This window comes from Microcoleus sp. (assembly GCF_049646505.1).
Taxonomy (GTDB): domain Bacteria; phylum Cyanobacteriota; class Cyanobacteriia; order Cyanobacteriales; family Microcoleaceae; genus Microcoleus.
Genome location: NZ_JBARVX010000378.1, coordinates 1 through 13555, shown reverse-complemented (window position 1 = coordinate 13555; position 13555 = coordinate 1). Strand labels below are relative to the sequence as shown.

General features: G+C 44.4%; 5 protein-coding genes. 2 read left to right on the top strand and 3 right to left on the bottom strand.

Features of this window, described 5'->3' with window-relative positions; translation table 11 throughout:
- The 3 genes from WBA89_RS19005 to WBA89_RS18995 form a co-directional block, all read right to left on the bottom strand.
- A partial coding sequence (locus tag WBA89_RS19005; protein WP_424408764.1) for a PAS domain S-box protein occupies positions 1-3179 on the bottom strand: 3179 nt, incomplete at its 3' end.
- A gap of 417 nt (positions 3180-3596) precedes the next feature.
- Positions 3597-4889 carry a response regulator gene (locus WBA89_RS19000; RefSeq protein ID WP_424408763.1) on the bottom strand — a complete coding sequence of 431 codons (1293 nt, stop codon included), beginning with the start codon at positions 4887-4889 and terminating at the stop codon, positions 3597-3599.
- A 706-nt stretch (positions 4890-5595) separates the two neighbouring features.
- Complete coding sequence (locus tag WBA89_RS18995) at positions 5596-7914, bottom strand: tetratricopeptide repeat protein (protein ID WP_424408762.1); 2319 nt, start codon at positions 7912-7914, stop codon at positions 5596-5598.
- 355 nt (positions 7915-8269) lie between these two features.
- Between WBA89_RS18995 and WBA89_RS18990 the strand changes: the two genes are divergently transcribed.
- Positions 8270-11776 (top strand): glycosyltransferase, encoded by a 3507-nt coding sequence (locus WBA89_RS18990; protein WP_424408761.1) that lies wholly within the window; start codon positions 8270-8272, stop codon positions 11774-11776.
- Between the two features lie 318 nt (positions 11777-12094).
- Positions 12095-13420: a GH39 family glycosyl hydrolase gene (locus tag WBA89_RS18985; protein ID WP_424408760.1), complete on the top strand. Its 1326-nt coding sequence runs from the start codon at positions 12095-12097 to the stop codon at positions 13418-13420.
- Positions 13421-13555: the final 135 nt, after the last annotated feature.

Here is a 13555-nt window from a genome sequence, read left to right as displayed (position 1 = left end):
GTTTGCAAAAATTGCCGCACTTGTTCGACAGCAGCGGTGAGAATTTCTTCTAAATTGAGGGAGGAGCGAATGCGATCGAGCATGGCAACTACCAGCCGCTCTCGCCTTAATTGGTGCAGCAGCGCCATCTCGGCTTGTTTGCGTTCTGTGATGTCGGTCATTACTCCCACTAACCCGATTAAATTTCCAGTTTCATCTTTAATGCAGTCGGCGCGAAATAAAGTTGTTACCAGTTCGCTGCTTTTAGTTTTGATTTTGAGTTCGCCTTGCCAAGATTTGCCTTTGCGGATCGTTTTAAACATTTCTAGCAGCACTTGAGTTTGGGAGTAGATTGCTTTTGCTCCGCCTGCTGCGTTCAGTTCTTCTGCTGTGTAGCCGTACCGCTGAATAAAGGCTTGATTGTGGTAGATCGATCGCCCTGTCAAGTCCGCAATGCCGATCGCGTCGCTGGTGCTTTCTACGGCTTGAGTCACTCGCAGCAGGTTTAATTCGGCTTGTTTGCGATCGCTAATATCAGTAATAGTGCCGATATAGCCTTTAATTTCGCCAGCATCTCCAATTTCCGCTACTGCTTGACCGATCGCCCAAATTACACGACCGTCTGGGCGCAAAAAGCGGTATTCTGATTTAAAAGGAATTTTGTCAGTAATTGCCCGATGCCATTCATTTTTCACCCGTTCCGAATCATCCGAATGAATGGCATTCATCCAGCCATTTTCAGATGCTAATTCTGCCTTTAATCCCGTGATTTCGCTCCACCGCTGATTCACATAAAAGCAATTGCCAAACGCATCGCTGTGAAATATGCAAACCGGCGATGCTTCTGCCAAAGTTTGATAGCGGCGCTGGCTCGCTCGCAGTGCTGATTCTGCTTGTTTTCTCTTAGTAATATCGCGGACTATAGAAATTATCTCTCCGCCTGCAAGCATTGTCAGCGACAATTCTTGAGGGAACTTAGTACCGTCGCCGCGCTGACCGAGCGCTTCTATATTGCAGTACCCTTTTTCCTGGATCGCCGGCATTACTTCTTGTTCAAAATATTGATTTTCTGCGTAGCTGTAGAGCATTTTCCATTTCTTGCCAAACAGTTCGCTAGCGCTAGCCAAGCCGTACATTTTCAGATAAGCCTCGTTTGAATAAATACATTCTTTGCGATCGTTAAAAATGGCAATACCGTCATAAGCAGCGCCCATTGCTACTGCTTGTTGCTGGAGTTTGGACTCGGCTTGTTTGCGAGAGGTAATATCGTGACCGACTGAGTAGATTAAACCTTCTTCGCTAAAGGGCGATGCCGTCCACAGCAGGCATTTGTAAGAACCGTCTTTGCAAAGATAGCGGTTTTCAAAGGAAATACTAGAGGTACCGGCGATTAGTTTTGCCGCTTCGGCTGCGGTGGCTTCTCGATCGTCAGGATGAACAAATTCGATCGCACGCTTGGCAAAAAGTTCAGCACTGCTGTAGCCTAGAACCGTTGACCAAGCTGGGTTCAAACGTTTGAAACAGCCGTCGAAACCGACAATGCAAAGCAAGTCTAAGGAAATCGTAAAAAAGCGATCGCGCTCTGTTTGTGCCTGCTTCAACTCAGTGATATCCATCACTAAACCGTCCCAGAGAATATCGCCTTCGCTCCCAGATTCGATCTGATTATTCAGCCTTTCCGGTCTTGATGCTCCTTGCAGCCACTTAACTTTTCCCGATGGCACAATCTGCCGCCACTGCTGCTGCCAAGGTTCCAGGGTAGCGGCTGAAACTTCTATAGATGTTTCTAAATTTAAGCGATCGTCTGCATGAATTCCGTTGAAAATAAGTTCGGCATTTTGCTCTATTACTTCTGCCTCTAATTCGTACAGTTGGCGGCAGCCTGAAGAGACGTAGGGAAAAGACCTTTGTCCAGTTGCTGAGCTTCGGAATTGATAAATTGCTCCCGGCAAGTTAGCTACCAGTTTTTGAAATCGAGCTTCGCTTTGTTCCAGGGCTCTTTGCTGCCGTCTATATTCGGTAAAATCTCTAATTGTGCCAACTATTACTTTACTGCCGTCTGCTTTTTGAAAGACGCTTTTTTTGGTAGAAATAATCCGTTCTTTGCCTGCGGTGTCTGTGAAATTTTCTTCAGTTTCCAAGCAGATACCTGTTGTCAATACTTTTTCATCTTTCGCCCAAAAAACATCAGCTTCTGATTTGGGAAAAAAGTCATAATCTGATTTGCCGATCAGTTCTTGCCGCGATTTGCCGAGCAACCGACAAAAAGCATCATTTAAGATCATCCAGCGGTGCTGCTCGTCTTTGACAAAAATCGGGTCTGGCGTAGCATTTATAGTATGGTTTAAAAATTCTTCTGATGCTTTTAGTTGGGCTTCGTAGCAGTAGCGATCGCTCACGTCCAACACTACTTCGATCATCCGGTCGATCGAGCCGTCTCGGCCGCGGATGCAGCGCAGCGAAACTCGCGTGTAAACTATTTCGCCGTCTTTTCTGAACCATCTTTTATCACAGATGTAACCGTCGCTCGTACCTGCTAAAATATGAGACAATTGTTCTATGTTAGTGCTAAAGTCATCTGGATGAGCCAACTCGATCCAGTTTTTTTGCAAAAGTTCTTCGCGCTCGTAGCCCAGCAAATTGCAAAGCGCATCGTTAACTTCTATCCAATTGCAATTTTCACCAATTGCGGGGTCAATAATTGGAGCGATAATAGCAATTCCGATCAAAGAATTTTCCACCACCGAGCGATATTTTTCTTCGCTTTTTCGCAAAGCATCTTGACTGTTCTGCCGTTCTATGGCGTAACGGAGCGATCGAATTAACAGTTCGCCGTCGATTTTTCTTTTGACTAAATAATCCTGTACGCCCACCGAAATTAACCGCAGGGCAAGCTCTTCGTCGTTTTGGGCGGTCAAAACTACGATCGGCACATTTACCCCGTACTCTTTTACCCGAACCACCGTCTCAATGCCCAGACTGTCTGGCAGTGAAAGGTCTAATAAAATGATGTCAAAAGTTTCTTGACTCAATCGCTGCTGCGCTTCGCTGAGGCGCTCAACTTTCGTCAGCAATATACGCTGCCGGCCGCTAATTCCTGACAGCAAATCTTCAATAAGCTCAGCTTCGTGAGGGTTGTCTTCTACCAACAGAACGTTAAAGCAGGTAGGAGGTACAGCTAAGTTAAAAACTGCTTTCATAATATTTACTAATTAAAGAAAAATTATCAAACTAACTTGGATTTTATCTTTTCTTGCCAGGGATGTTATTGAATTCCACCTACACATACATCGGCAGTCAGTCGATTTGAGATTTATTTGCTAAAGATGAATCTGCTAGCTTAAACTTGAGTTTAAATTTTGGGTCTTTCCACGACTTTTGTCGGGCGATTGTATCCGTTGGCGGGCGGGGTGAGATTGCGGTTCGAGCGATCGCTACAAAAATTATGTTTAAGAGTTACAGTTATATCACGAATTTACTCTGCTGTCAACGCAAAGCATTTTTTATTCTAACTTGCAATTTCACTTCTAGGTTCTAGCTTCTGCCTGAAAATATAAGAGTTAATTCAGCTAAACCTGGCTGGTAGCTTCTACATAAATGCCTGCACGATATCTCGATTAAGAGAGAGTAAAGTGAAAAGTTGAACCTTGACTCGGTTGCGACTCCACCCAAATACATCCGCCGTGACGCTGCACAATCTTTTGACAAATTGCTAAACCAATACCCGTCCCAGAATATTCTCTTTGAGTGTGCAAGCGCTGGAAAATTTGAAAAATGCGTTCTTGATGCTGCCGAGCAATCCCAATTCCATTATCCGAGACAGAAAACAACCAGTTTTCCTTTTGTTTGGCAGCGGTAATATGAACCGCAGGCGGTACATCGTGGCGATATTTAATCGCATTGCTAACTAAATTTTGAAAAAGCTGTACAATCTGAGAAAAATCCCCCGTTACCGTTGGTAATTCGCTGTAGGTAACAACAGCTTGACTGTCGCGGATAGCGCCTTGCAGGTTGGCGATTGCGTGGTGGACTGCCTGATTGCAATCTGTTAGTTGAAAAGGTTTCTGACTGCGGCCAACTCGCGAATATTCGAGCAAATCGTCAATTAAAGTTTGCATTCTCGTGCAGCCTTGAACAATATTGCCGATAAACTTACTAGCTTGACTGTCGAGTTGGTCTTTGTAGCGTTTTTCTAAAAGTTGAGCGTAGCTGGCAATTGTTGCTAAAGGCGCTTGTAAATCGTGAGAAGCTACATAAGCAAATTGTTCTAATTCCGCATTTGAACGCGCCAATTCTTGATTGGATTTCAACAGAGCAGATTCGGCGCGCTGGCGGTGAGATATCTCTTGTTGGAGGAGCAAATTTTGCTCTTGCAAAGCTTTTTCAACGGCGAGGCGGTTGCTGATTTCTTGTTGCAGGATTTGGTTTTTTTCGTGAAGATTTTTCTCAACGGCTAAGCGGCTGCTAATTTCTTCTTGAAGCAGTACATTTTGTTGTATTAGCTGCTTTTGTAAATTCCGCAAAGTGAGGTGACTTTCGATGCGGGCGAGCACTTCTTCAAACTGAAACGGCTTGCTGATGTAGTCAACTGCTCCTACAGCAAATGCGTTTACTTTATCAAATAATTCATCTTTAGCGCTGATAAAAATTACGGGAATTTCTTTAGTTTTTGCTTCAGATTTTAGGTGCTGACAGACTTCGTAACCGTTCATTTCCGGCATCATGATGTCGAGCAAAATCAAATCCGGCGGATTGGAATTGCAGGCTCTGAGAGCCATTTGCCCGTTAATCACGCAGCGGGGCGCGTACCCCCGATGAGTCAACATCGTAGACAGCAGGCGCAGGTTTTCTGGCGTATCGTCTACTACTAAAATGTTTCCTAATAGCTTTTCTGGGTGCTGATTGTTCATTGATTATTTTCCTAAATATAAAGTCATTAGTCATTGGTCATTAGTCATTGGTCATTAGTCATTGGTCATTAGTCATTGGTTATTGGTTATTGGTTGTTGGTTATTGGTTGTTGGTTATTGGTTATTGGTTATTGGCTGTTGGTTATTGGTTATTGGTTATATCGTGTCCGATGGATTGAAAACAATAAGATTGGAGCGCAGGCGCGATCCGTTTTTGTTGTGGTGAGCGATCGGACATGATATCATCAGTCATTAGTCATTAGTCATTAGTCATTAGTCATCAGTCATCAGTCATCAGTCATCAGTCATCAGTCAGTAGGGGCGGTGCCAAGAGTGCCCGCCCTCCTGCCGTCATCAGTCATCAGTCATCAGTCATGTTTTGCTGTCGCCTCCGAGCTTTCGGTACAACGTCATCAGGAAGAAGAACCCCCCCTGCCCCCCAAGGGGGGAAGGAAGAAGGAAGAAGGAAGAAGGAAGAAGAAAAAAAATAAAAGGAACAGGAAAGCAGGAAAAATGAATTTTTCGGAAGGGTTTCAGTAATTAAGAACTTCCTCACCATTTTGGGGTTGTTATGTTTTATTTTTCAATCCTGCAAAAAAATGTTTAATTGTAGGAAATTTGGGGAAATAAAACGAGCGATTTGCTCGCCAACCAGTTGTTTAGCCGTTTTTTTGAGCAATTGCTGCGATTCTTCGTTTACCAATCTTCAAACCTCCAGCAGCAGAGTCAAAGCGTTATTGTACCAAGTCAATCCTTTATCTAAAACCTTAAATCCAGCTACTTTGCACATAGATTCTAACGCAGAAGCTGTAGGCAGCCACCACCACGGCCCAAAGTCGTTGATATCAAAAACTGCTTTTTCAATTATTCCGAGAATTGGTGTGCCGTAGGTGTACTGCTGCCAGTAAGCTGCTAAGATAGCTCGTTCTGCTTCGCCCAAAGCGGGCATGAAGATTACTCCTGAAGCTGGAATTTCGTAGCGCCCCCGCTCGTTTTCTATAACTTCTTGGGTAATCGCTGAAGTTAAGATTAAATACTGCCCTGTTATTTGACGCAAGCTGGTTAAAATTTGTAAAGGGTGTGGGTGATGGTACAAAACTCCTGCACAGTGGACTACATCATAAGGTTGGCCAATTTCTGCAAGCTGAATCTGAGTTATATCTCGACTGATACAATTATAATTAGCAATATTTAAACTTGCCATGCGATCGCGAAAATCTTGCCAAATTTCTTGTGATGCGGGCGTGACATCAATCATTGTTAGAGAAAGTGCACCGTATTTGCTTGCTACAGATACTTTTTCGTTGACGCTTCCCCACAATCCGCCGACTTCTGCAAAAGTGTGATTTTTGACGACTCTGGCAATGTACCGATCGCGAATATCGTCAATTTCCAACTCTAATAATAAACTGCGATCGCCCCTTTGATTTTCGATGTCTAAAATTTCCGCTAATTTTGCGGATATTGCGGGATCTTTGGGCCGGACTTCTAATGCCATCACGTACAAAACAGCCGCTTCGTCAAGCCGATCGCTCTCGGCAAACTTTTGGGCAATTTCGCAGTAAAATTCAGGAGAGTGCAGCGGCTGCAATGCGTGGTGATAGTAGCTGGTGGCTGCGTCTAAATTTGCTGGAGTTCTTTTGAGCAAAGCATTGCCCAGCTTGGTGTAAATGTTCGGGAGAGCGGGTTCGATTTGCAGCGCGCTAAGGTATGCCCAAACAGCCTCGTTCCAGTCGTGCTGCTGGGTCAGAGCATCGCCTAAATTGTAATAAGACCAAGCAAAATTTGGGTTGAGTTCAATAGCGCGCTGATAAGCGGTAGCTGCTGCTTTCCACTGCTGGGTTTTCAACAGCGTTTCTCCTAAATTGTGGTAAGTCCAAAAAAAATCTGGATTGAGTTCGATCGCCCGCTGGTAGGCGAAGGTTGCCGCCAACCAATCCTGGAGTTTAACTAAACTCAAAGCTAAATTATAATGAGACCAAAAGAATTCGGAATTAAGGGCGATCGCACTTTGGTAGGCTGTGGCAGCTTCCGACCATTTTTCGAGTTGAAAAAGCGCCTCTCCCAACTTGTGAAAAGATCCAGAATAATTCGGGTCTAATTCAACAGCCTGCTGGTAGGCTGCGGCGGATTCAGACCATTTTTCTAATTTACCGCAAGCTTCGCCGATGCTGTAGTAAGACCAAGAAAAATCCGGGTTAATTTCCACAGCAGTGCGGTAGACAATTACAGCTTCTTGCCATTGTTCTAATTCCAGCAGAACTGCGCCTAAATTGGAGTAATACCAAAATGAATTAGGATTTAATTCAATACTTTCGCGGTAGGCTTTTTCTGCTTCTCGCCAGAGTTTTTTGGCTCGCAGGACATTTCCTAATTTGTAATAAAACTCAGAAATATCCGGTTGAAGTTTAATAGCTTTGCGGTAGTTAACAATAGCCTCTTCCCACTGTTCGAGCTCGCTAGCAGCTTCCGCTAATTTGCAGTAAGCTTCACAACAACTAGAGTTTAAATAAATCGTCCTGTGGTAACAAACTATGGCTTTTTCTGGCTTGTTGAGCGCCAACAAAGTATTGCCCAAATCGAGATATTCTGACGCTATTTCTATCGGTCCTATCAAAAGTGCTTGATACCAGCAATCTGCTGCTTCGTCAGCTTTACCGAGTTGGGTAAATATGCGGCTCAAATTGCGGTAAAATCCTGCAACGTCGGGTTGCAGGGAGATAGCTTTTTGGTAATAGGCGATCGCCTCTTGCCACTGTTGCAAACTAGCGCTGAGGGTGCCGAGGTTAGCAAAAGCTTCGGCAAAATCGGGTTTGCGGGCGATCGCAACTTTATACCAATAGCGCGCGTCTTCTAGATTGCCCTGAGCTTGCAGCGCCTTCCCTAGGGTTTTGCAAGTCTCGGCAGAATCGGGGTGCGATGCGAGAATTTGGTGGCAAAGTGCGATCGCCTCCTCCAACTTCCCTAAAGCTAAATATATTTCTGCCTGCTGCTGAAAATTCACTTGCACTGTTTCTGAATTCACTTACTGCGTTCCTGTTGAGTAATAATGACCTGTATAATTGTAGGGCAAAACTTGTCTAGTTTCAAAATCATGCACAGACATCTGCTTTGCTGTAAATATCGGAGCGCCTGCTGGGCATTTGTGCGGTGGAATTTGAAGTAAATTTGCACAATATAAATTGAGTAGAAACTGAGATATTATACCATTTGTGGAACAGGCATCTTGCCTGTTCTGAACAATAGTGCCGCGATGCCCACAAAAAAATCACTCTTTGTGGAACAGGCATCTTGCCTGTTCTTAATAATGGTACAAGATGTGATGTAAAAACCAATTTCGATTAAACTAAGATAGCAACAGGTTAACAGCGAGGTAAATAATGTCAGCAGCGACTCACGCACCGCAAGTCAGCGTAATTATACCAGCATACAATGGCGATCGCTACATCGCGCAAGCAGTAGAAAGCGTCCTAGCGCAAACTTTGACAGATTGGGAAATCGTCATTGTAGACGACGGTTCGACAGATGAGACACATCAGGTATTGCAACCTTATCTGGACAAAATTCGCTATGTATATCAAGAAAATCGAGGAGTAGCAGCCGCCCGCAACCGAGGAATTCAGGAAGCAAAAGGCGAATTCATAGCATTTTTAGATCAAGATGACTTCTTTGAACCAGATAAATTAGCCGCACAAATAGCACTGTTTCGATCCTCACCATCTTTAGGAATTGTCAACAGCGGCTGGCGTTTAGTTAACGAGCAAGGCGATGCAATTTCAGATATAACACCTTGGCTGTATTTCCCCAAATTAAACTTAGAAACTTGGATAGTACAAATGCCCGTACTTCCCAGCGCCATGATGTTTTCGCGCCAGTGGCTGGAAATTGCCGGCGGGTTTAACTCAGAGTTTGATTCAGTAGACGATTCAGATTTAGTGCTGCGTTTAGCAGTGCTGGGTTGCGAAGCAGCTTGGCTGCCTCAAATCACAGTATCCTACCGCCAGCACGACAAAAATGTATCAATCAAAAAAGCCCTGAAACAAGCAAATCTTTTTATTACCTTAAAACAGCAATTTTTCGCCAAACCCGATTTGCCGCAGCACATCCGCGAATTAGAAAATCCGGCTTTCTACGAAGCATTGACTTGGATGGCGTGGCAATTGTACTATAGTAACTATCCAGTTGAGGCGGTTGATTTTTTTCAAAAATCTCTCCGCTACAGTCCCTATTCTGCCAGAAAAACAGTTACAGATTGGCTCAAACGTCTGGGTGCTATTGCCCAAGTTTACGGAAAAACAATCGACTTTCAAATATTAAGAAACCTATCAGAATGGAAACAGTTAATGGCTAGCATACTTTCTTCAAAAAAACCCAGAGTCAGCGTCATTATCCCGGCGTACAACTGCGAACGCTACATTGCCAGAGCCGTAGAAAGCGCGATTAATCAAACTTACAAAGACTGGGAAATCATAGTCGTAGACGACGGTTCTACAGACAGTACAAGTCAAGTTTTAGATGTTTACCGGGATATCATTCAGTACGTCTATCAGGAAAATCAAGGCGCAGCAATAGCTCGGAATCGCGCTTGCGAGATTGCCAAAGGCGAATTCTTAGCTTTTCTGGATGCTGACGACTTTTTTCTGCCAGAAAAACTTGCCAAACAAATTGCTTGTTTTGAAGCTGACCCCTCTTTAGGCATGGTACAAAACGGCTGGTTGATGGTTGATGAAACCGGAAAAGATATCTACGCATCCGTGCCTTGGGAAGAGTCGCCAAACTTAGATTTAGAAGCCTTTGTTCTGTTCAAAAGCGTGCGTCCCAGCGCGATGATGCTGCGGCGCGAGTGGTGGGAACGTCTGGGCGGTTTTGACCCTCGCTTTCCGCCAACCGAAGATTTAGATTTTGCTTTGCGTTTGACTTTAAAAGGCTGCAAATGTGCTTGGTTGAAAGAGGTATTAACCTGCTACCGCCAGCACGATAAAAATTTGATGTCCGGCGGGCAGAAAGTGATGAAAAGTATGGAAATTGTGATGGAGCAATTTTTCGCCAGACCAGATTTGCCCGATCGCATTCGCAAATTAAAAAAGGCAGAACGTTACAAATGTTTGGTGTGGATAGCGTGGCGGATGTACCGCGACGGATATTTGGCAGAGATGGTCGAGTGCCTGCAAAAATCTCTGTACTATACTCCTTTTACTGGCTCGGAAACTGTTTTCAAATGGTTGGAAACTTTTAGAGTTTCTTCCGAAGAATACAGCAATAGTTTTGATGCTTATGCCTTGACCAATTTACCAGAATGGCAAGACATAGTTGTAGAGGCTGTCAACAATACCTATCAATTTAAATCGGCCCCTAGTTCAAATTACCGCAAGCTTGCAGGGCACGTACTCCTGTACGCAGAAGACCACGGAATCGGCGGTTTGGCGCAGTTCAACCACTCGCTGCTTTGCAAATTAGCAGCCGACGGCTACCGAGTTACTAGCGTACAAACTAAAACTTCTAATCCTTTAATTACCGAACAGCAGCAGCTAGGTATCGAGCATATTTGGCTGGAGTTCGACACGATGAAGGAGTTTTTGCGAATTGCTTACAATTGTGCGGATGCTGAAAGAATTTACGCGGAAGCTCAACCGGATTTAATTATCTTTAGCGATGGCTGGCCGATCGCAAATTTTGCTGCAAAACAAGTTGCGATCGAGCAAAACATACCTTATGTAATTACTCTCGGTTATATCGATCGCACTTATCAACATTTCAACCGCGGCGATCAAGTTCCCTATTTCGATGCAGTCGCCTATCAGTACGATTTAGCCAAATCCGTCATCGCTGTTTCCCACGAAAATTTAAACTTGTTCAAGAGTTTGTTTAAAACACCTCTGGAACAGGGAAAAGTTATTTATTACGGCAGGCCGGAAAGTTATTTTGAACCGCCCAATCTTTCCAACCGCCAACGCTTGCGCCGAGAACAAGGAATCCCCGAAGAAGCTGTGGTTTGTTTCACGGCGGCGAGACTGACTCCAATTAAAGGATATCAGTATCAATTGCAGGCGATCGCCCAACTGAAAAATCTGCCAATTTGGTCGCAGCTATACTTTGTGTGGGCCGGCCCCGGTGCTGCAACTCACGACAATATGGAGCCGGAATTGAGAGCAACTGTTAGCGAATTAGGAGTCACCGAACAAGTTAAATTCTTAGGCCAGCGGTGGGATATTGCCGATTGGTTAGATGCCAGCGACATCTTTATTTTATCTTCCGAAGCCGAAGGAATGCCGCTCGCAATTATGGAAGCAATGGCGAAAGAACTGCCCGTAATTGCCACAGCAGTCAGCGGCATTCCCGAAGAGTTGGGAGACACCGGAAAGTTAATCGCCGACCCAAAAATTGACCCGAAACAGACAGCGCGAGAGTTAGCAGAAACGGTAGAACTATGGGCGGAAAATCCCGAATTGCGGAGGCTTGCAGGACAAGCTTGCAAATTGCGGGCTGCAGAAATGTTCAAGGAAGAACGGATGCTTGTGGAATACGCAGAAGTTATTGCAGAAGTCTTATCTGCTAGCAGCAATCGAGATAAATTTGCGCTCGCCCCCAAAGTCCAAAAGCAGATTCAGCAAGTTGACAGTATGCTCAATTACTATTATTTAGTATGGCAGGCATGGCAAGCTTTCGATCGCGGAGATATGTCCGGAATGGTGGAGAAGTTGCAGTTATCATGGAAATGCACGCCGCTGTTTACAACGGAAACTATTTTGAGCTGGATCACGAATTTTGTGACACTATCTGCCGAAAAGGGTGTTAAACTTGATACTCGCTCGCTAGTTGATTCTGAAGCTTGGCAAGAATTGATAGAATCAATCCAGGGTTTTGAAGTTGCCTTGTCTGTTCGTTAAGACTGCTGCGAGTCTAATCTCAAAAAACAGTTTGTAGTAAGGAGTTTAGTCCTGCTTAGTTGGTAGTAAAAAATTGCATTCCTTCTAGATTTGTAGTGAGAACTTCAGTCCTTTTTATACCAAATTCATAAAATAGCGCTACATATCTACCCCCCCCCCACCCCCCCTTATAAAGGGGGGGAGTCAAACTTTCAGTAGCAGCATAACTTTATGAAATTGGTATGATCTAACATCTTTTAGGAAAAACAGAAGTCCTCACTACAAACTTACTAAGGTTTGTCATTGCTTCCTGTTGTTCACTTCGCCAGCAAATACAATATGCAATTCACCTTCAAGTTCAAACCTATTAACAAGCTGCTGCCAATTTGCTTGGCGGTGGTAACTGTCCTGTTAATTGCGTATTTTGGGCAGCAACCAACTGTTGCTCAAGTGCGATCGAACATCACAGTAGATTTTGGACAACCAGCCGTCGGTATAACGTCCATGAGCGGCATCTTGCACGGCATCGACCCCAGCAAGCCCCCAGACAACTTAATCAAACCCTTGCAGCCGAAGCTGTGGCGGGCGGGAAGACTCGATATTTACGATCGAGTAATCGCCAGCGGAGCCGAATTTCAACTATTAGTTAGCGACCTCTGGGGCTACGGCAGCAATCCCAAAGGCTGGCCCTATCAAGATTATCCCGCGTGGGAAGCATTCATCCGACAGTTAGCCCAACAAAATAAAGGCAAAAAAATTATTTGGGATGTATGGAACGAACCCGATTTAAAAAATCCATTTTGGAATGGTAGCAGAGAACAATTCTTTGAAACTTACAAAATAGCTTACAAAATTCTGCGGGAAGAATTGGGGCCAACAGCGGTGATTGGCGGGCCGAGCATTAGCACTTACAACAAAGAATACCTCACCGCCTTTTTGGATTACTGCAAAGCTAACAAACTGGAAGTAAATTTCTTAGCTTGGCACGAACTCAACGATACCATAATTTTATTTGTGGACGACCACGTATTCGATGCCAAGCGCAATTTTCAACAAAGTCCATTTTACAAGGAACTGAAATTGCAAAAAATTTACGTTAACGAAATTGTCGGGGAATTAGCTCAATATCAGCCGGGGGAAATTTTAGGTTATTTGTATAACTTAGAGTTTGCAAAAGCTGACGGTGCTTGCAGGGCTTGTTGGGATACAACCGGAGCTCAAAAAGTTAGCAATTGCTTCAACAATACGCTGAGCGGGATGGTTACGCCTAATACTTTTGAGCCTAGGGCCGCTTGGTGGACATACAAAGCTTATGCTGACGGAGTGAATTCGCGGGTGCTGAGCCGATCGGATAACGATCGCCTTGTCGCTTTAGCCAGCAAGTCAACTCCTGAAGGTAAAGCACAGGTACTTTTAGGTTATTTCGATCCCAATTATTCCTCGGCCACAACCGTTACCTTGAATCTTGCCAATTTGCGGCAATTAGGTATTGAAAAAGGTCAGAAAATTAGTCTGAAATTAGAGAAGATTCCTAACAATCTAGAAGGCGCTGTGCCGAAGCTTATTACTGTCAAAGAAGAAACTTTTTCGGTTGGGGGAAATAACTTGAATTATGTTATTCCTAATTTCAAGGTTCATGAAGGTTATGTGTTGACGGTTAGGTAATATGGCGGTTTCAACCGCCAGACAGTTCAACGAAAAGGTCGGCAGAGCCTCCAGATATGCGTTCCCAGGCAGAGCCGGGGAACGAGTAGAAAGTCCCCCTTCTTAAGGGGGAGTTAGGGGGATCTAGCCTAGGCG